The 20506-nt window shown below is 68.7% G+C and carries 17 protein-coding genes; 13 read left to right on the forward strand and 4 right to left on the reverse strand.

The window, feature by feature from the left end; all coding sequences use genetic code 11:
• Positions 1-123 precede the first annotated feature (123 nt).
• Positions 124-1647 (reverse strand): fumarate hydratase, encoded by a 1524-nt coding sequence (locus tag CAL25_RS19405; RefSeq protein ID WP_094803006.1) that lies wholly within the window; start codon positions 1645-1647, stop codon positions 124-126.
• 226 nt (positions 1648-1873) lie between these two features.
• Positions 1874-2641, reverse strand: coding sequence for a crotonase/enoyl-CoA hydratase family protein (locus CAL25_RS19410; protein ID WP_094803008.1), 768 nt, complete (start codon positions 2639-2641; stop codon positions 1874-1876).
• Positions 2642-3035: 394 nt separating this feature from the next.
• Here CAL25_RS19410 and glyQ point away from each other — a divergent pair, with 394 nt between their 5' ends.
• From glyQ to def, 11 genes are all read left to right on the forward strand, one after another.
• Positions 3036-3947 (forward strand): glycine--tRNA ligase subunit alpha, encoded by a 912-nt coding sequence (glyQ, locus tag CAL25_RS19415; protein WP_094803010.1) that lies wholly within the window; start codon positions 3036-3038, stop codon positions 3945-3947.
• Between the two features lies 1 nt (position 3948).
• Entirely contained in the window at positions 3949-6087 is a 2139-nt protein-coding gene (glyS, locus tag CAL25_RS19420; protein ID WP_094803012.1) for a glycine--tRNA ligase subunit beta, read from the forward strand.
• Positions 6084-6623 (forward strand): D-glycero-beta-D-manno-heptose 1,7-bisphosphate 7-phosphatase, encoded by a 540-nt coding sequence (gene gmhB / locus CAL25_RS19425; protein WP_094803014.1) that lies wholly within the window; start codon positions 6084-6086, stop codon positions 6621-6623. The genes glyS and gmhB overlap by 4 nt, the downstream gene beginning before the upstream one ends.
• Before the next feature lie 4 nt (positions 6624-6627).
• Complete coding sequence (locus CAL25_RS19430) at positions 6628-7356, forward strand: lysophospholipid acyltransferase family protein (RefSeq protein WP_094803016.1); 729 nt, start codon at positions 6628-6630, stop codon at positions 7354-7356.
• Positions 7343-8359: a M48 family metallopeptidase gene (locus CAL25_RS19435; RefSeq protein ID WP_249279155.1), complete on the forward strand. Its 1017-nt coding sequence runs from the start codon at positions 7343-7345 to the stop codon at positions 8357-8359. Before CAL25_RS19430 ends, CAL25_RS19435 begins: the two co-directional genes overlap by 14 nt.
• A 13-nt stretch (positions 8360-8372) precedes the next feature.
• Positions 8373-9299, forward strand: a complete 927-nt coding sequence (locus CAL25_RS19440) for a LysR family transcriptional regulator (protein WP_094803018.1) — start codon at positions 8373-8375, stop codon at positions 9297-9299.
• A 76-nt stretch (positions 9300-9375) separates the two neighbouring features.
• Complete coding sequence (gene tcuA, locus CAL25_RS19445) at positions 9376-10791, forward strand: FAD-dependent tricarballylate dehydrogenase TcuA (protein WP_094803320.1); 1416 nt, start codon at positions 9376-9378, stop codon at positions 10789-10791.
• Positions 10778-11989, forward strand: a complete 1212-nt coding sequence (gene tcuB, locus CAL25_RS19450) for a tricarballylate utilization 4Fe-4S protein TcuB (RefSeq protein WP_094803020.1) — start codon at positions 10778-10780, stop codon at positions 11987-11989. The genes tcuA and tcuB overlap by 14 nt, the downstream gene beginning before the upstream one ends.
• Before the next feature lie 74 nt (positions 11990-12063).
• Positions 12064-13059, forward strand: a complete 996-nt coding sequence (locus CAL25_RS19455; protein ID WP_249279156.1) for a Bug family tripartite tricarboxylate transporter substrate binding protein — start codon at positions 12064-12066, stop codon at positions 13057-13059.
• An 89-nt stretch (positions 13060-13148) separates the two neighbouring features.
• Positions 13149-13544: a lactoylglutathione lyase gene (gloA, locus tag CAL25_RS19460; protein ID WP_094803024.1), complete on the forward strand. Its 396-nt coding sequence runs from the start codon at positions 13149-13151 to the stop codon at positions 13542-13544.
• 15 nt (positions 13545-13559) lie between these two features.
• Positions 13560-14093: a peptide deformylase gene (gene def / locus CAL25_RS19465; protein WP_094803026.1), complete on the forward strand. Its 534-nt coding sequence runs from the start codon at positions 13560-13562 to the stop codon at positions 14091-14093.
• Here def and CAL25_RS19470 read toward each other — a convergent pair.
• Positions 14047-16311, reverse strand: coding sequence for an acyl-CoA dehydrogenase (locus CAL25_RS19470; protein ID WP_094803028.1), 2265 nt, complete (start codon positions 16309-16311; stop codon positions 14047-14049). The genes def and CAL25_RS19470 overlap by 47 nt on opposite strands.
• A 154-nt stretch (positions 16312-16465) precedes the next feature.
• Here CAL25_RS19470 and CAL25_RS19475 point away from each other — a divergent pair, with 154 nt between their 5' ends.
• Complete coding sequence (locus tag CAL25_RS19475) at positions 16466-17695, forward strand: nucleoside recognition domain-containing protein (RefSeq protein ID WP_094803030.1); 1230 nt, start codon at positions 16466-16468, stop codon at positions 17693-17695.
• A 76-nt stretch (positions 17696-17771) separates the two neighbouring features.
• Here CAL25_RS19475 and pyk read toward each other — a convergent pair whose 3' ends face one another.
• Entirely contained in the window at positions 17772-19214 is a 1443-nt protein-coding gene (gene pyk, locus CAL25_RS19480; protein ID WP_094803032.1) for a pyruvate kinase, read from the reverse strand.
• 113 nt (positions 19215-19327) lie between these two features.
• Here pyk and CAL25_RS19485 point away from each other — a divergent pair, with 113 nt between their 5' ends.
• Positions 19328-20470, forward strand: a complete 1143-nt coding sequence (locus tag CAL25_RS19485) for a glycerate kinase (protein WP_094803034.1) — start codon at positions 19328-19330, stop codon at positions 20468-20470.
• Positions 20471-20506: the final 36 nt, after the last annotated feature.

Genomic DNA, 20506 nt, shown 5'->3' on the forward strand with positions numbered 1-20506 from the left:
TTGTAAATTCGTTTTTCCTCAAGGCGGGGTTTCGGCTTTGCGAAGAGGTGCCGGGCGCTCGGGCAACGCGGCGCGCGCCCATGAAAAAACCCGCCGGGGCGGGTTTCTTCGGGGCCGTGCCGGTCAGGCGGTGGCGACGGGGATCTTGCCGATCCGGGCCTGCCATTCCTTCGGGCCGGTGGTGTGCACCGAGGTGCCCTGCGCATCCACGGCCACCGTGACGGGCATGTCCTTCACGTTGAACTCGTAGATGGCTTCCATGCCCAGGTCCTCGAACGCCAGGACCTTGGCTTCGCGGATCGCCTTGGACACGAGGTAGGCGGCGCCGCCCACGGCCATCAGGTAGGCCGAGCCGTGCTTGCGGATCGCCTCGATCGCCACCGGGCCGCGCTCGGACTTGCCGATCATCGAGATCAGGCCGGTCTGCGCCAGCATCATCTCGGTGAACTTGTCCATGCGGGTCGCGGTGGTGGGACCCGCCGGGCCGACCACTTCGTCGCCGACCGGATCGACCGGACCGACGTAGTAGATGACGCGATTGGTGAAGTCCACGGGCAGCTTCTCGCCCTTGGCCAGCATGTCCTGGATGCGCTTGTGCGCGGCGTCGCGGCCGGTGAGCATCTTGCCCGACAGCAGCAGCGTCTGACCCGGCTTCCAGCTCGCCACTTCTTCACGCGTGAGCGTGTCGAGGTCGACCTGCTTGGACTTGTTGTAGTCGGGGGCCCAGTGCACTTCGGGCCACTCGGACAGCGACGGCGGATCCAGACGGGCCGGACCGGAACCATCGAGCACGAAGTGAGCGTGACGGGTGGCGGCACAGTTGGGGATCATCGCCACGGGCTTGGAGGCGGCGTGCGTCGCGAAGGTGGAGATCTTCACGTCGAGCACGGTGGTGAGGCCGCCCAGGCCCTGCGCGCCGATGCCCAGCGCGTTGACCTTTTCGTAGAGCTCGATGCGCAGCTCTTCGAGCTTGTTCTGCGGGCCGCGGGCCAGCAGCTCGTACATGTCGATGTCTTCCATCAGCGACTGCTTGGCCATCAGCATGGCCTTCTCGGCGGTGCCGCCGACGCCAATGCCGAGCATGCCCGGCGGGCACCAGCCGGCGCCCATCGACGGCACGGTCTTGAGCACCCAGTCGACCAGCGAATCGCTGGGGTTGAGCATCGCGAACTTGGTCTTGTTCTCGGAACCACCGCCCTTCGAAGCGATCTGCACGTCGACGGTGTTTCCAGGCACCAGGTCGACGTGCAGGATACAGGGCGTGTTGTCGCGCGTGTTCTTGCGCGCGAAGATCGGATCGTCGAGCACGGACGCGCGCAGCGGATTGTCGGGGTTCAGGTAACCCTGACGCACACCCTCGTCACAGAGCTCCTGCAGCGTGCGCTTCGTCTCGAAACGCACGTCCATGCCGATCTTCAGGAACACGTTGACGATGCCGGTGTCCTGGCAGAGCGGACGCTTGCCTTCGGCGCACATGCGCGAGTTGGTCAGGATCTGCGCCATCGCGTCGCGCGCGGCGGGGCTCTCCTCGCGCTCGTAAGCGCGCGCCAGATGGCGGATGTAGTCAACGGGGTGGTAGTAGCTGATGAACTGAATCCCGTCCGCGATGGACTGAATCAGATCCTCTTCTTTGATGATGACGGTCATGGCGATATCGATGGTGCGTGACGAACAAAAAATGGCCGACCCGCGCGGCGCGCGAGCCGGAGAAAAATTTATTTTCGCCGACGGGCCGCCCCTAGGCGAAAAGGCCCCCTCGGGGGGCAGCAAGCCGAAGGCGCCGCGTGGGGGCATTTTCGCCGACGGGCCGCCCCTAGGCGAAAAGGCCCCCTCGGGGGGCAGCAAGCCGAAGGCGCAGCGTGGGGGCTAACAGTCATTTGCCTTGCCAGACGGGCTTGCGTTTTTCGGCGAAGGCCGTCGCGCCTTCTTTGGCGTCGGCGGACGTGAAGATGTGGGCGATCAGCGGGCGCTGGCGATCGAACATGCCTTCCTGCTCCCAGTCGGTGGCCTGCGACACGATGCTCTTGGCCGTCTGCACGGCCAGCGGGCCGTTTTCGACGATCACACGGGCCAACTCGAGCGCGCCGGCCAGCGCCTGGCCCGGCTCGGTCAGGCGATTGACCAGGCCCAGCGCGTAGGCGCGCTCGGCGCCCAGCATGTCACCGGTCAGGATGACTTCCATGGCCACGTGATACGGCAGCCGGCGCGGCAGACGCAGCATGCCGCCCGCGCCCGCCACCAGGCCGCGCTTCACTTCGGGCAGGCCGAACTTGGCATTGTTGGCCGCCACGATCAGATCGGACGCCAGCGCCATTTCGCAACCGCCGGCCAGGGCATAGCCCTCGACCGCCGCGATCAGCGGCTTCTTGGGCGGACGCTCGTTCAGGCCGGCGAAGCCACGGCCCGGGATCAGCGGACGCTGGCCGCTTTGCGCGAACGCCTTGAGGTCCATGCCCGAGGAAAAGGTGCCGCCGGCGCCGGTCAGGATGCCGATGCGGATGTCGTCGCGCGCGTCCAGTTCGTCCAGGGCGGCCGCCATGGCCTGCGCCGTCTCGAGATTGATGGCGTTCTTGGCTTCCGGGCGATTCACCGTGATGATCTGGATACCGTCGCTGACTTCGACCTTGATCAATTCAGACATGCCTGCTCCTTCCGTGAGGGCCTCCAGGGCGTGGCCCCGGGCTCTGGGTTTTATATAAGACCTGGGAAAGACGGAATCATACGACCATTGCGCCGGGGCCCGGTATGTCCCCCTGCGCGAAGGTCCACGCCGCGGGCGGCGCGTGGCCCTGCGCCGGCGCGCCGGAAAGGTGTGCGCCCGGTCCGTCGGCGCTTGCGCGCCCCCGCGTCCCGCGGGTCGGACAGCGGCCGGCAAAGCCTGTATTTGCGCCGGTTTGGCGGCCCGGGCGGCATGCGCGCCCATCCTGGCCCCGGGGCAGTTAAAATGCCGGGTTTTCCATGCCAACCGGCCTCGCGGCCACGCCGGCGCGGCCGCACCTCCGGCCCCGGCCGGGCGCACCGTTTTCACGGACTTTATGCTTACCTTCCAGCAAATCATCCTCACGCTCCAGGAATACTGGGACAAACAGGGTTGCGCCCTGCTGCAGCCGATCGACATGGAAGTCGGGGCCGGCACATCGCACACCGCCACGTTCCTGCGCGCCATCGGCCCGGAACCCTGGCGCGCTGCCTACGTGCAACCGTCGCGCCGTCCCAAGGATGGCCGCTACGGCGAAAACCCCAACCGCCTGCAGCACTACTACCAATACCAGGTCGTGCTCAAGCCCGCTCCGCCCGAGATCCTCGATCTGTACATCGGCTCGCTCAAGGCGCTGGGCATCGATCCCACGCAGCACGACATCCGCTTCGTCGAAGACGACTGGGAAAATCCCACGCTCGGCGCCTGGGGCCTGGGCTGGGAGGTCTGGCTCAACGGCATGGAAGTGACGCAGTTCACGTACTTCCAGCAGGTCGGCGGCCTCGATTGCACGCCCACCACCGGCGAAATCACCTACGGTCTCGAACGCCTGGCGATGTATCTCCAGGGCGTCGAGAGCGTCTACGACCTGGTCTGGACCGAAGGCTGGGACGGCACGCCCGTGCTCTACCGCGACGTGTTCCACCAGAACGAGGTCGAGCAGTCCACCTACAACTTCGAACACTCGTCGGCCGACATGCTGTTCTCGCACTTCAACGACTACGAAGCCGAGGCCAAGCGCCTGATGGAAGTGCCGCTGGCGCTGCCGGCCTACGAGGCGACGCTGAAGGCGGCCCACACCTTCAACATGCTGGACGCGCGTGGCGCGATCAGCGTGACCGAACGCGCGGCCTACATCGGCCGCATCCGCAACCTGTCGCGCGCCGTCGCACAGGCCTATTTCGAATCCCGCGAACGACTGGGCTTCCCGATGCTTGCAGGCCGCAAGGCCGCCGGGGAGGCTGCCTGACATGACCACCGATATCCGCCCCCTGCTGGTTGAACTGCTCACCGAAGAGCTGCCGCCCAAGGCCCTGCAAAAGCTGGGTCAGGCCTACGCCGAAGGCGTGCGCGCCACGCTGGCCCGCCTCGGCCTGCTGGCCGACGGCTGCGTCGTCACGCCGTACGCCACGCCGCGCCGCCTCGCCGTGCACCTGAGCGCCGTGCTGGCGCAGGCACCCGACCAGGCCTACACCGAGAAGCTGATGCCGGCCAAGGTCGGTCTCACCGAAGACGGCCAGCCCACGCCCGCGCTCACCAAGAAGCTCGCGGCCAAGGGCCTGGAGCACCTCACGCCCGACCAGCTCGAGCGCGAATCCGACGGCAAGCAGGACTACCTCGTCGCGCGCGGCACCGCCGCCGGCGCACGGCTGGCCACGGGCCTGCAAGAAGGCATCCAGGCCGCCACCGACGCCCTGCCCATCCCCAAGGTCATGCGCTATCAGCTGGCCGACGGCGTGAGCACGGTCAAGTTCGTGCGCCCGGCGCATGGCCTGATCGCCCTGCACGGCGCCGACATCGTGCCCGTCGGCATGCTGGGCCTGCAGGCCGGCCGCCTCACGCTGGGCCACCGCTTCATGAGCGAAGGCGACATCGAAATCACCGACGCCGACAGCTACGTGTCCACGCTGGCCGAACGCGGCCACGTCATCGCCTCGTTCGAGGCACGCCGCGACGAGATCGATCGCCAGTTGCAGGCCGAGGCCTCGCGCCTGGGCGCCACGCTGGGCGTGGATCCCGAAGTGGCCGCGCTGCTCGATGAGGTCACCGCGCTGGTCGAACACCCGACCGTCTACGTGGGCCAGTTCGAAGAGGAGTTCCTGCAGGTGCCGCAGGAGTGCCTGATCCTCACGATGCGGCTCAACCAGAAGTATTTCCCGCTGTTCGATCCGGCCACCGGCAAGCTCACGCACCGCTTCCTGATCGTGAGCAACATGCAGGTCGCCAACCCGGTCAACATCGTCGAAGGCAACCAGCGCGTGGTGCGTCCGCGTCTGGCCGATGCGCAGTTCTTCTTCCAGACCGACCGCAAGGTCCCGCTGGCCGCGCGCGTCGAGCAGCTGGGCAGCATCGTCTATCACAACAAACTCGGCACGCAGCTCGAGCGCGTCGAGCGCGTGCGCGCGATCGCGCGCGGCGTGGCCGAGGCGCTGGGCGCGGATGTCGCCGCCAGCGACCGCGCGGCCCTGCTGGCCAAGGCCGACCTGGGCTCAAACATGGTGGGCGAGTTCCCCGAGCTGCAAGGCATCATGGGCGCCTACTATGCCGCCGGTGATGGCGAGCCCGACAGCGTCGTCGAAGCCCTGCGCACGCAATACCGCAACCGCTACGACGCCCCGGTCACGCGCGAAAGCCTGACCGCCGCCGTCCTGTTCCTGGCCGAACGCGCCGAAACGCTGATCGGTATCTGGAGCATCGGCCTGGCCCCCACGGGCGAGCGCGATCCGTTCGCGCTGCGCCGTGCCGCGCTGGGCGTCATCAGCGCATTCGAGCAACTCGCCGCGGGTGGCTGGCTCAAGATCAGCGAGGCCGGCGCCCTGTCGCTCGACACGCTGCTCGATCTGGCCGCACGCAGCTTCCCGGCCGGCAAGATCGAGGCCGCCACGGTCGCCGAGGTGCGCGCCTTCATTTTCGAACGCTACCGCAACCAGCTGATCGGCGAATACGAGCGCAATGCCGTCGAGGCCGTGATCGCCCTGACACCGCCGCTGCACCAGGTGGCCGAGCGCGTGCGCGCGGTCATCGCCTTCGAGCAGATGCCCGAGGCCGCCAGCCTGGCCGCCGCCAACAAGCGCATCGGCAACCTGCTCAAAAAGGCCGAAGGCGAGATCGGCGCGGTCGACCCCGCCCGCCTCACCGATGCCGCCGAGCAGGCCCTGGCCACCGCGGTGGCGCAGCTCGCGCCGCAGGCCCAGGCCCAGCTCGCCGCCGGTGACTTCGCCGGCAACCTGCGCACGCTGGCCCAGGCCCGCGGCCCGGTCGACGCGTTCTTCGCCGATGTGATGGTGATGGCCGAAGACCCCGCACTGCGTGCCAACCGTCTGGCGCTGCTCAACCAACTGCACGGCCTGATGAACCAGGTGGCGGATCTTTCCAGGCTGGCACAGTGAAACTCATCATCCTGGACCGCGATGGCGTCATCAATCAGGACAGCGACGCCTTCGTCAAAAGTCCCGACGAATGGATCGCGCTGCCTGGCAGTCTGCAGGCCATCGCACGCCTGAACCAGGCCGGCTGGACCGTGGTCGTTGCCACCAATCAGTCCGGCGTGGCGCGCGGCCTGTTCGACATGGCCACGCTCAACGCCATCCACGGCAAGATGCGGCGCGAGCTGGCCGCGGTGGGCGGCCATGTCGACGCCATTTTCATGTGCCCGCACGGCCCCGACGACGGCTGCAATTGCCGCAAGCCCCTGCCGGGCATGCTGTTCGACATCGGCCACCGCTACGACGTCGACCTGACCGCCACGCCCGCCATCGGCGACTCGCTGCGCGATCTGCAGGCCGCCTCGGCGGCCGGCTGCCAGCCGTGGCTGGTCCAGACCGGCAACGGTCCCAAGACCCAGGCCAAGGGCGGCCTGCCCGAGGGCACGCGCGTCGCGGCCGATCTGGCCGCCGTGGTCGACACTCTGCTACAGGATGCCTGAGCCCATGGCCTGGTTGCGTTCGTTCGTCTATCTGCTGTTCCTCATCGTCACCGTCATCCCCTACGCGTTCGCCTGCATTCTGTGGGCGCCGCTGCCGCTGCACCTGCGCTACCGCCTCACCGTAGGCTGGCCGCGCCTGGCGATCTGGGGCGCCAAGGTGATCTGCGGCCTGCGCTGGCAGGTCAAGGGCTGGGAAAACCTGCCCGACGGTCCCGCCGTGCTGCTGTCCAAGCACCAGTCGGCCTGGGAAACCCTGTTCTTCCCGGGCTACATGCCGCGCGAGGTCTGCTTCGTCTACAAGCAGTCGCTCAACTACGTGCCCTTCTTCGGCTGGGGACTGGCGCTGCTGCGCATGATCTCCATCGACCGCTCCAAGGGCCGCGATGCGTTCGAACAGGTGGTGCGCCAGGGTCAGGCCCGCCTCAACGAAGGGCGCTGGCCGCTGCTGTTTCCCGAGGGCACGCGCGTGCCGCCCGGCGAGACCCGCCGCTTCAAGATGGGCGGCGCGCTGCTCGCCTCGCGCACGGGTGCCCGCGTGGTGCCGATCGCGCACAACGCCGGCGAATGCTGGCGCCGCAACGCTTTCGTCAAAACGCCCGGTCTCATCACCCTGTCCATCGGACCCGCGATAGAATCCCAGGGAATCACCCCCGAAGAGCTCAACGCCAAAGTACAGGCCTGGATCGAAGGGGAAATGCGCGTACTCAATCCCGAAAGGTATGACCAGGACTGACCAGCTCGAGCTGCTGTTCGACGCCGGGCCGCCCAATGAGGCGTCCCACGGCGCGGCGGCAGGCGCGGGTGCGGCCGCCCCGGTCGCCCCCGACGCCCCCCGCGCCGGCAAGCCTGCCACATCGGGCGCCCCCACCGGCGCCGCCTCCGATAGCGCGCCGGCCCCGTCCGGCGGCCCCGCGCTCACGCTGCGCCCCACGCCCGCGCCCACGCCGGGCAGCACCCTGATCCCCACGCCCTGCCCCGACTCGCTGCCGCACGGCGCGCGCTGGCGCGAGGTCGCCACGCCGCAGCAGACCATCGGCTTCGTGCTGTTGCGCTCGCGCCGCCGCAGCATCGGCTTCGTCGTGGCCGACGACGGCCTGCGCGTCACGGCCCCCAACTGGGTCACGCTGGGCCAGATCGACGACGCGGTCCGCGAAAAGGCCCGCTGGATCCTGTCCAAGCTGCGCGACTGGCATGCCCGCCGCGAACAACTGGCGCTCACGCAGACGCGCTGGCAGGCCGGCGGCGAGCTGCCTTATCTGGGCAAGCGCATCCGGCTCGACCTTGGCGCCGATCGCCGCCAGGCGCATTTCGACGGCGACGCCGACGCGCCCGAGGAAGGTCAGACGCTCTGGCTGCCGCTGCCGGCCAATGCCGACGGCTCGCGCATCCGCGACGCCGCGCAGGCCTGGCTGCAGCAACGCGCGAGCGCGTGGTTCGGCGCCCGCCTGGCGCATTTCCTGCAGATCTCCGGGCTCAAGATCAGCCGCTGGCGCCTGTCGTCGGCCACCACGCGCTGGGGCTCGTGCACGAGCGACGGCAACGTCATGCTCAACTGGCGCCTGATCCACTTCAGCCCGGACATCATCGATTACGTGATCGCGCACGAGCTGGCCCATCTGCGCGAGATGAACCACAGCCCCAACTTCTGGAGCGAGGTCGGCCAGATCCTGCCCAACTACGAGCAGGCCAAGCGCGTGCTCAAGCAGCACGACCCGGCCATGCTGCCGCAGTTCTGAGGCGGCGCCGCCCATGGAACTGCGGCAACTCCGATATTTCGCCAAGCTGGTCGAGTGCGGCAGCATGGGCCGCGCCGCGACCGAGCTGGGCATCGTCACCTCCGCGCTGAGCCAGCAGATCAGCCGTCTCGAAGGCGAGCTCGCCACGCGCCTGCTGGTGCGCACCTCCACCGGCGTGGTGCCGACCGACGCCGGGCTGGCGTTCCTGCGCCAGGCCCAGCTTGCGCTGCGCCATGCCGACGACGCGGCCCAGGCCGCGCGCCAGTCGCGCCTGAGCGGCCACGTCAGCGTGGGGCTCGCCCCGACCACCGCGTCGGTGCTGGCCGTGCCGTTCATGCGCGCGATGCAGGCCCGCTACCCCGACGTGCGCGTGCAACTGGTCGAAAGCCTGTCGGGCCACCTCGCCACCATGCTCAACGCGCGCCAGCTCGATCTGGCCGTCGTCTTCCACACCGAAACCGCGCGGCGCTGGAGCGTGCTGCCCCTGCTCGACGAACGCCTGTTCCTGATCGCCCGGCCCGACCAACCCGGTCTGCCGACGGGCGACCTGGCGCGGCTGCGCGATCTGGCGGGCGTGCCGCTGCTGCTGCCCAGCGGCAGCCACGGCCTGCGCGCGCTGGTGAACACCGGCTTCGCCCGCCTGCGCCTCGCGCCCACGATCGCCGCCGAGGTCGACGGCCTGACCGTGCTGATGGAGCTGGTGCGCGAAGGCATCGGCGCCACGATTCAGCCGGGTGCCGCCGCGGTGCGCCTGCACGGCGAGCCGCTGGGCCTGTGGCGCATCGCCGACCGCCAGCTCAAACGCGCCAACCTGCTGGCCAGCCTGTCCGACGACGAGCTCTCGCCGGCGGCCCTCGCCGTGCGCGTGCTGCTGGCTCAGACCGTCGCCGAACTCGTCCGCGACGGGCATTGGCCCGGGGCAAGTCTTCACAAAGCGTGAACACGCCTTGCCTCTGAGGTGATGGCGGCCACGCGCCCGCCTCCCTATAGTCGCCGCATCATTGATGGATGGCGACATGACAGACGTACTGGTGATCGGCGGCGGCAACGCGGCCCTCTGTGCCGCACTGATGGCGCGCGAAGCGGGCGCCAGCGTGCTGCTGCTCGAAGCCGCGCCGCGCGAATGGCGCGGCGGCAATTCCCAACACACCCGCAACCTGCGCTGCATGCACGATGCGCCGCAAGACGTGCTCGTGGAAGCCTATCCCGAAGAGGAATACTGGCAGGACCTGCTCAAGGTCACGGGCGGCCTGACCGATGAAAAACTGGCCCGCCTCGTCATTCGCGAGTCGTCCACCTGCCGCGACTGGATGCGCCGCCATGGCGTGAACTTCCAGCCGCCGCTCTCGGGCGCGCTGCATGTGGCACGCACCAACGCGTTTTTCATGGGCGGCGGCAAGGCGCTGGTCAATGCCTACTACCGCAGCGCCGAAGCCCTCGGCGTGGCGATCCGCTATGACGCCCCCGTCGACCGGCTCGACCTCGACGCGCAGGGCCGGTTCCGCGCGGCCTACGTGAACGGCGAGCGCATCGAGGCGCGCGCCTGTGTGCTGGCCGCGGGCGGCTTCGAGTCGAACCGCGAGTGGTTGCGCGAGGCCTGGGGGCAGAACGAGCGCGGCGAATGGCCCGCCGACAACTTCCTGATCCGCGGCACCCGCTACAACCAGGGCGTGCTGCTCAAGTTCATGATCGACGCGGGCGCCGACATCATCGGCGACCCGTCGCAATCGCACTGCGTGGCCATCGACGCGCGCGCGCCGCTCTACGACGGCGGCATCTGCACCCGCATCGACTGTGTGTCGCTGGGCGTGGTGGTCAATCGCGACGCGGAGCGCTTCTACGACGAAGGCGAGGATTTCTGGCCCAAGCGCTACGCCATCTGGGGCCGGCTGACGGCCATGCAGCCCGGCCAGATCGCCTACTCCATCATCGACGCCAAAGCGGTCGGCCGCTTCATGCCGCCGGTGTTTCCGGGCGTGCGCGCCGACACCCTGCCCGAGCTGGCCCGCGCGCTTGGCCTGGACGATGCGCGTTTCATGGACACCGTGGAACGCTACAACGCGGCCTGTCGCGTCGGCACCTTCGACCACACGGCGCTCGACGACTGCCACACCGAATCGCTCACGCCGCCCAAAACCCACTGGGCGCGCCCGCTCGATACCGCGCCCTACTTCGGCTACGCGCTGCGCCCCGGCATCACCTTCACCTATCTCGGCCTGAAGGTCGACGAGACCGCCGCCGTGCGCTTCGGCGATCGCCCGAGCGACAACCTGTTCGTGGCGGGCGAAATGATGGCCGGCAATGTGCTGGGCAAGGGATACACCGCGGGCGTGGGCATGTCGATCGGCACCGCCTTCGGACGCATCGCCGGCACACGCGCCGCCCAGGCGGCGCTGGCCCAGGCACAGGGAGAACAACGTGAAGCAGCTTGAAGACCTCGCGCGCCAGGCCGAGGCGGAAGGCGCCGCCCCGGCGGCCCAATCGATTTCGTTCGTGCGCGACGCGACACGCGCCGGCGCCACGCTCAGTCCTCAGGAAGGCGAGGTGTCGCGCATCATGCAGATCTGTAATGCCTGCCGCTATTGCGAGGGCTTCTGCGCGGTGTTTCCGGCCATGACGCGGCGCCTCGAATTCGGCAAGGCCGACGTGAACTATCTCGCCAACCTCTGCCACAACTGCGGCGCCTGTCTGCACGCGTGCCAATACGCACCGCCGCACGAATTTGCGGTAAACGTGCCGCAGGCGATGGCCAAGGTGCGCATGCAGACCTACGGCGACTACGCCTGGCCGCGCGCGGCCGGCCTGCTGTACCGCCGCAACGGCCTGACGCTCTCGCTGGCCACCGCGGCCGCGCTGGCGCTCTTCCTGGTGCTGGTGGTCAGCATCAACGGCGGGCTGCTGCACGCACCGCTGGCCGGCAACTTCTACGCCATCTTTCCGCACAACACCCTCGCGCTGATGTTCGGCGCGGTGTTCGGCTTCGCCATGCTGGCGCTCGCGCTCGGCGTGCGGCGCTTCTGGCGGGACGTGAGCCCGGGCCGCGAAGGCGCGGGCGCCGCGGCCGCCGCCGAAGCCGCGCACGCGGCGCTGCGGCTCAAGTATCTGGATGGCGGCCACGGCAAAGGCTGCAATGAGACGGACGATGCCTTCACGCTCTGGCGCCGCCGCTTCCATCACATGACCTTCTACGGCTTCATGCTGTGTTTCGCCGCCACCTGCGTGGCCACGCTCTATCACTACGTGCTGGGCCAGCAGGCGCCCTATCCCTACCTCAGCGCGCCGGTCGTGCTCGGCACCGTGGGCGGCATCGGGCTGCTCGTCGGCCCGGCCGGGCTGCTCTGGCTCAACCTGCGCCGCCATCCCGAGCACGGCGACGCCGAGCAGAAGCCCATGGACCGCGGCTTCATCGCCCTGCTGTTCGTGACCAGCCTGACCGGCCTGCTGTTGCTGGTGCTGCGCGAGACCTCGCTGATGGGGCTGATGCTGGCCATCCATCTCGGCGTGGTGATGGCGCTCTTTCTCACGCTGCCCTACGGCAAGTTCGCCCACGGCATCTTCCGCAGCGCCGCGCTGCTGAAGTTCGCGATCGAGAAGCGTCAGGCCAACCGGCTGCAGCTCGGCGCCGACTGATCGCCGCACATCCGCCACGCCGGCGCGACGCCGGCGGGCATTCGTATTCATAACAACGATTGGAGAAGACGCTCATGACCTCCCGGACCTCTCGCGCCCCACGCCGGCGCTTCTGTATGGCGGCGCTGGCCGCGCCCCTGCTCCTGATGACCGGCGGCGCGCTGGCGCAGGACTTTCCCGCCCGGCCGATCACGCTGATCGTGCCGCACTCGGCGGGCGGCACCTCCGACATTCTGGCGCGCACGGTCGCGGCCGAAGTGGCCAAAACGCTGGGCCAGAGCGTGATCGTCGAAAACAAGGGCGGCGCCAACGGCAGCATCGCGGCCAAAACGGTGGCGACCGCCAAGCCCGACGGCTACACGCTGCTGCTGGCCACCGCCAGCACGCACGGCATCAACCCCACCCTCTATCCCGCCATCAGCTACGACGCGCGCAAGGACTTTGCGCCGGTGGCGCTGCTGGCCACCGTGCCCAACGTCCTGGTCGTGCGCAAGGGCGTCGAGGCGGACAGCGTGGCGGCGTTGAGCAAACGCATCGGTGCCCAGGCCGACAGCTTCAACATGGCCTCGGCGGGCGCGGGCACGCCGGGCCACCTGGCCGGCGAGATGTATCGCAGCCAGGCCAAGCTCAAGTTCACGCACGTGCCGTACAAGGGCGGCAGCCCGGCACTGGCTGATCTGATCGGCGGGCAGGTGGACTTCATGTTCACCACCATCCCAGGCGCCCTGCCGCACATCAAGGCCGGCACCCTGCAGGCCCTGGCGGTGACCTCGCCGCAACGCTCGCCGGCGCTGCCCGACCTGCCCACCATGAGCGAAGCCGGCCTGCCGGGCTTCTCGGCGCTGTCGTGGCACGGCGTGGTGGCCCCGGCGGGCACGCCGCCGGCCGTGATCGACAAGCTCGACCAGGCGTTCACCGCGGCGCTCAAGAGCCCCGAGGTGCAGCAGCGCCTGCTCGAAGAAGGCGCCCTGGCCGCCGACATGCGGCAACAGGCCTTCGCCGGCTTCATCGACCAGGAAATCAAGAACTGGGCGGTGGCGATCAAGGACTCCGGCGCCACGCTCAACTGACGTTCCCCTGACGCGGCGGCGTGGCGTGGCGGCGGGCGCAACTGCTACGATTGAGGCCTGGCTTCAATTGTGCAAAAAAGGACACCTCCATGCGCCTCCTCCACACCATGCTGCGCGTCGGCAACCTGCAACAGTCCCTGGACTTCTACACCCATGTGCTGGGTATGCGCGTGCTGCGTCAGAAAGACTATCCGGACGGCCGCTTCACGCTGGCCTTCGTGGGTTACGAAGACGAATCCAAGGGTGCCGTGATCGAGCTCACGCACAACTGGGACACCGAAAAGTACGACCTCGGCACGGGCTATGGCCACATCGCCCTCGAAGTCGACAACGCCTACGAAGCCTGTGACAAGGTCAAGGCCAAGGGCGGCAAGGTCACGCGCGAAGCGGGCCCCATGAAGCACGGCACCACCGTCATCGCCTTCGTCGAAGATCCCGACGGCTACAAGATCGAGTTCATCCAGAAGAAGGATCGCAACGACTGATCGGAGCGCGCCGTCATGATCCACCCGATCCTGAAGATGGGCGACCCGCGCCTGCTGCGCGTGGCGCCGCCGGTCGAGCGCTTCGGCACGCCCGAGCTGCGCGCGCTGATCGACGACATGTTCGAGACCATGATCCATGCCAACGGCGTGGGTCTGGCCGCGCCGCAGATCGGCGTGGACCTGCAACTGGTGATCTTCGGTTTCGAGCGCAACCCGCGCTACCCGGACGCCCCTGCGGTGCCGCAGACCGTGCTGTGCAACCCGGTCATCACGCCCCTCTCCGACGAGCGCGAAAGCGGCTGGGAAGGCTGCCTGTCGGTGCCGGGCCTGCGTGGCCTGGTGCCGCGCTGGCGCCATATCCGCTACAGCGGCTTCGATCCCGATGGCAATCCCATCGAGCGCGAAGCCGAAGGCTTCCATGCGCGCGTGGTACAGCACGAGTGCGATCATCTGATCGGCCGGCTCTACCCCTCGCGCATCGAAGACTACTCGCAGTTCGGCTTTACCGAGGTGCTGTTTCCGGATCTGGATCCGAACCAGGACGACTGAACCCCGCGCCCGGCGGCGTGAGCTCGTCGGGTGCGAAATCGTCCACCGCCACCACCCGCGCGACGGCCGCTTCGGCCGCCATCAAGGCCTCCACCTGCTCATCGGTGATGGCGCCGCCCAGATGGGCATCGCGCCAATTGCGCACGCCCTCGCGCCGCAGCCGGTCCTGCAGACTCTGCACGGCGCACACATCCCTGAACGCATCTTCGAGCTGACCCAGCGCATCGCTGCCGCCGCCCCGCACCAGATCGGCCGACAGCCGGTCCCGCGTACGCGAGGGTTCGATCAGGAATGCCGCGCATTCGCGCGTGAGCGCATCCGACGGCCCCCGCGCCGTGCGCACCGGCAGGATCAGAGTGCGCAACAGCACCGCGACCGGCCGGTTGGGCAGATTGGCCAGCACCTGGTCGAGCGCCTGTTCGATGCGCAGCTTGCCCTCTTCCATGCACCACGCCACCAGCGGCAGATCGGCATGATGGCGGCCTTCGTCGTCCCAGCGCTTGAGCACGGCCGACAGCAGATACAGCTCGGACAACACATCGCCCAATCGGGCCGAAATCATTTCGCGCCGCTTGAGCGCGCCGCCCAGCAGTCCCATGGCCGCGTCGGCCAGCAGCGCGAAGCCCGCCGCATAGCGGCTGAGCTGACGGTAATGCCGCGTGACCGGGCCCGCCGCGGGCGCGGGTGCCAGCAGGCCGCCGGTCCAGGCACGGCCCCAGGCGCGCAGCGCCGTGCCGGCCGTATGCCGCATATGCTGCCAGAACACCTGATCGAACACGCGCTGACCCTCGCGTTCGTCGGCATCGCCCAGCGCCAGCACTTCTTTCATCAGATACGGATGGGCGCGGATCGCACCCTGGCCGAACACGATCAGGCAGCGCGTGAGGATGTTGGCGCCCTCCACCGTGATCGCGATCGGCAGCGCGCGATACAGCGAGCCGAGATAGTTGTGCGGGCCGTCGATCACCGCCTTGCCGGCGTGCACGTCCATCGCGTCGTTCACGGACACGCGCAGGCGCTCCGTGGCGTGGTATTTCATGATGGCCGACACGACGGCCGGCTTGGGGCCTTGATTGAGCGCCGCGCAGGTCAGGCGCCGCGCCGCTTCGACCAGATAGGCGTTGCCGGCCAGCCGCGCGAGCTTCTCCTGCACGCCCTCGAACTGCCCCACCGGAATATTGAACTGACGCCGCACCCGCGCGTACATGCCGGTGGCGTGGGCCGACATCACCGCGCCGGCCGCCGACAGCGAGGGCAGCGAAATGCCGCGTCCCGCCGCCAGCGCGCTCATCAGCATCTGCCAGCCCTGACCGGCGCGGGCCGGCCCGCCGACGAGCGCTTCGATGGGCACGAACACGTCACGCCCGCGATTGGGCCCGTTCTGGAACACCTGCATCGACGGCAGATGACGCCGCCCGATCTCCACGCCCGGCGCATCGGTCGGTACGAGCGCCACCGAGATGCCGATATCCACGGCGCCGCCCAGCAAGCCGTCGGGGTCCTGCAATTTGAAGGCAAGGCCGAGCACGGTCGCGACCGGACCCAGCGTGATGTAGCGCTTGTGCCAGTTGAGGCGGATGCCGAGCAGTTCCTGGCCGTCGACGACCTGGCGGCACACGACGCCCGTGTCGGTCATGGACGCGGCGTCGGATCCGGCCTCGGGGCTGGTGAGGCCGAAGCACGGGATCTCGCTGCCATCGGCCAGGCGCGGCAGCCAGAACTCGCGCTGCGCGTCGGTGCCGAACTGCATCAGCAGCTCGCCGGGTCCGAGCGAGTTGGGCACCATCACGGTCACGCCGGCCGTGATGGACCATGCGGAAATGCGCCGCACCACCTCGGAATGCGCGTAGGGCGAGAAGCCCAGCCCGCCGTATTCCTTCGGGATGATCATGCCGAAAAAGCGATGCGCGCGGAGAAAGGCCCAGACCTCGGGCGGCAGATCGCGCCGCTTCCAGGTGATGTCCCATTCGTCGAGCATGCCGCACAACTCGGCCACCGGCCCGTCGATGAAGGCCTGCTCCTCGGCCGTGAGCGTGGCGGGCGGCACGGCCAGCAGTCGATTCCAGTCGGGGTTGCCCGTGAACAGATCGCCGTCCCACCAGACATCACCGGCCTCGATCGCCTCGCGCTCCGTGTCCGACAGACCGGGCAGCGCCGCGCGCGCCCAGCGGAATGCGGGTTCGGAAATGCGGCGCCGGCGCCAATCCTTGAAGTCCATGCCCGTCCTCGTTTCAGATGGTGACAGATAGGGGGCAACTTACCAGAAATGCACGGGACGGCCTATGCGCGCCGCACGGCGAACGTGCTGGATTGCGCCGGCGAGTCTGCGACAATGGGCGGCGCCTCACCACGCCCACCTTCTTTCCGCACTCATGCTCAACAAGCTCTGGCTGGCCTTTTTTCTGGTTGCCGCCCTGGCCGGCGGCTATCGCTGGATCGCTCTCGGCGATGCCGACGTGTTCCGCCTCATCGTCGCGAGCCTGTTCGACATGGCGCGCGTTTCGGTCGAAGTGATGGTGCTGTTGTTCGGCACGCTCACGCTGTGGCTGGGCTTTCTGCGCATCGCCGAGCGCGCCGGTCTGGTCGAGGCCCTGGCCCGCCTGCTGGGGCCGCTGTTCGCACGCCTGATGCCGGAGGTGCCGCGCAACCACCCCGCCATCGGCCTCATCACGCTCAACTTCGCGGCCAACGGCCTCGGGCTCGACAATGCGGCCACGCCGATCGGCCTGCGCGCCATGCATGCGTTGCAGTCGCTCAATCCGCGCCCCGACACCGCGAGCAACGCGCAGATCCTGTTTCTGGTGCTGAATGCCTCGTCGCTGACCTTGCTGCCGGTCACGCTCTTCATGTTCCGCGCCCAACAAGGCGCCGCCGATCCCACCCTGGTGTTCCTGCCCATTCTGCTCGCCACCAGCATGAGCACGCTGGCCGGCCTGCTCGCCGTCGCGTTCTGCCAGCGCCTGCGCCTGTGGGATCCCGTGGTGCTGGCCTGGCTGGGCGGCACGGCGCTGCTGCTGGGCGGCTTCATGGCGCTGCTGGCGAGCATGTCGGCCAGCGCCATCGCGGCGCTGTCGTCGCTGCTGGGCAACCTCACGCTGTTCGCGGTGCTGCTGGCCTTTTTGGTCGTGGGCGCCTGGCGCAAGGTGCCGGTGTACGAGGCCTTCATCGAAGGGGCCAAAGAAGGCTTCGAGATCGCGCGCAATCTGCTGCCCTATCTGGTGGCGATGCTCTGCGCGGTCGGGGTGCTGCGTGCCTCGGGCGCGCTGGACTTCCTGCTCGACGGCATCCGCTGGATCGCCAGCGGGGCGGGCTGGGACACGCGCTTCGTCGACGCGCTGCCGACCGCACTCGTCAAACCCTTTTCGGGCAGCGCCGCGCGCGCCATGATGCTCGAGACCATGACGCACCATGGCGTCGACAGCTTCCCCGCGTTGCTGGCGGCCGTCATGCAAGGCAGCACCGAAACCACGTTCTATGTGCTGGCCGTGTACTTCGGCGCGGTGGGCATCATGCGGGCGCGCCATGCCGTGGGCTGCGCGCTGCTGGCCGATCTGGCCGGCGTGCTGGCCGCGATCGGCGTGTGCTACTGGTTCTTCGGCTGAGCCCGGGGCAGGCCGGGGCGCAGCGACGTGGCAGACGCGAGCGGGGCCGGGGCCGGGGCCGGCCCCGGCCCTGGCCTCATTCGACCTTCAGGATCTTCATGCCGTTGGTGCCGCCGCTGTCGCGATAGAAATCGCCTTTGGTCAGGATCACCCAGTCGCCCGCTTCGACACGGCCGCGCTTGCGCAGCTCTTCGATCGCCACGTCGCTCAACACCGCCGGATCGTGATCCGCCGGCGAGAACGGGATCGTGTACACGCCGCGGAACATCGACACCCGATGCTGCGTGACCGGGTGCGGGCTGTAGCAATAGATCGGCACGCCCGAGCGGATGCGCGACATGATCAGCGGCGTATGGCCGCTTTCGGTCAGCGCGATGATGGCCTTCACGCCGGGGAAATGATTGGCGGCATACATGGCGGCGAGCGCGATGGTCTCGTCGCAGCGGGTGAAGGTTTCGCCCAGGCGATGGTGCGAATGCGTGGTGGTCGGATGCTTCTCGGCGCCCAGGCAGATGCGCGCCATGGCCTGCACCGCCTCGACCGGATACTGGCCCGACGCGCTTTCGGCGGACAGCATGACGGCATCGGTGTAGTCGAGCACCGCATTGGCCACGTCCGACACTTCGGCGCGCGTGGGCATGGGGCTGGAGATCATCGATTCCATCATCTGCGTGGCGGTGATCACGACCTTGTTGAGCGTGCGGGCGTGCTGAATGATGCGCTTCTGGATGCCGACGAGCTCGGCATCGCCCACCTCGACACCGAGGTCGCCGCGCGCGACCATCACGCCGTCGCTCGCACGGATCAGCGCATCGAGCGCCTCGTCGTCGGCCACGGCTTCGGCGCGTTCGATCTTGGCGATGATCCAGGCGTTGCTGCCGGCTGCCTGCAGCAGCGCGCGCGCCTCGTCGATGTCATGGCCATATCGCGGGAACGACACCGCCACATAATCGAGCTCGAGTTCGGCGGCGACCTTGATGTCGGCGCGGTCTTTGTCGGTGAGGCTGGGCGCCGACAGGCCCCCGCCGCGGCGATTGATGCCTTTGTTGTTGGACAGAACGCCGCCCACCGTCACGGTGGTGTGCACTTCGTCGCCGGCGGTGCGGTCGACCACCAGCACCACGCGGCCATCGTCGAGCAGGAGCTCATCGCCCTCGCGGCAGTCTTCGACGAGCTCGGGATAATCGATGCCCACGATCTGGTCGGTGCCGGCATCCTTGGGATGCACGCGCGACAGCACGAAAGGCTGGCCCACGTGCAGGATGACCTGCTTCTCGGTGAAGCGCGCGATACGGATCTTGGGCCCCTGCAGATCGCCCATCAGCGCCACGAAACGTCCCTGGTCGGCCGCGAGCTTGCGGACCAGCCGCGCGCGCTCGCGGTGGTCGTCGGCGGTGCCATGCGAGAAGTTCAACCGGGCCACGTCCATCCCCGCCTGGATCAATGCCGACAGGCGGTCGGGCGTCGAGGTGGCGGGGCCGAGCGTGGCGACGATTTTGGTGCGGCGCAATACAGGCATGGATACTCTCTGACAGGGTTGAGACGAACGCCTATGGTACGCCGGAGCGCGGCGCCCGGGTATCATCGCCCTTCGACCGCCGTTGATTGAAACCTCAAATCAGGATCGTGCTCGTGAAGATCGTCATCGCTCCCGACTCATTCAAGGAAAGCCTTTCCGCCGAAGCCGCGGCCCGCGCGATCGCGCGTGGCGTACAGGCCGCGTGCCCCGGCGCGCAAACCGTCTGCATCCCGATGGCCGATGGCGGTGAAGGCACCGTCTCCGCCGTGCTGGCCGCCACCGGCGGCAAGCTGCGTCACAGCCCGGCGCACAACGCCCTGGGCGAATCCATCACCGCGCATTGGGGCGAACTCGACGAAGGCACCGCCATCATCGAGATGGCCGCCGCGGCGGGCCTGGACCAGATTCCCGAAGCGCGCCGCGATGCGCTCGCGGCCGACACCCATGGCGTGGGCGAGCTGCTGCGCGCCGCGCTGGACGCGGGCGCACGCCGGCTCATCCTGGGTCTCGGCGGATCGGCGACCACCGATGGCGGTACCGGCATGCTGCGCGCCCTCGGCGCGCGCTTTCTCGATGCCGACGGCAAGGCGTTGCCCCCCGGTGGCGGCGCACTCGCGCGATTGGCATCGATCGACCTGAGCGGTCTCGATGCGCGCCTGGCCGAGGTGCAGGTCGAGGTGGCCTGCGACGTCGACAATCCGCTGTGCGGTCCGCAGGGTGCGGCCCATGTGTTCGGCCCGCAAAAAGGCGCGACCGAAGCGCAGGTCGAGCAGCTCGACGCCGCCCTCGCCCGCCTCGCGGACATCGCCCGCGACACCCTCGACCACGACGCGCGCGACCATCCCGGCGCGGGCGCCGCGGGCGGTCTGGGCTTCGCCGCGCGCGCCTTTCTGGATGCGCGCTTCCGACCCGGCGTCGAGGTGGTGGCCGAGCTCAACGCGCTCGACAGCGCGATCGAAGGCGCCGCGCTGGTGTTCACCGGCGAAGGCCGCATGGACGCGCAAACGCTGCGTGGCAAGACGCCCGCCGGCGTGGCCCGTGTCGCGCACGCGCGCGGCGTGCCGGTGGTCGCGCTCGCCGGCTCGCTCGGCGCGGGCTACCAGGAGCTGCATGCGCACGGCATCACGGCGGCCTTCAGCCTGGCCCCCGGCCCCGTCACGCTGGCCGACGCGCTGGCGCATGCCGACAGCTATCTGGCCGACCGCGCACGCGACGTCACGCAACTCTGGCTGGCTGCCGGCAAACGCAGGCTCTGAACCCGGCCACGCTCCAAAAAACAAGGCGCCCCGCGG

The sequence above is a fragment of the Bordetella genomosp. 5 genome, from assembly GCF_002261315.1.
GTDB lineage: Bacteria > Pseudomonadota > Gammaproteobacteria > Burkholderiales > Burkholderiaceae_B > Bordetella.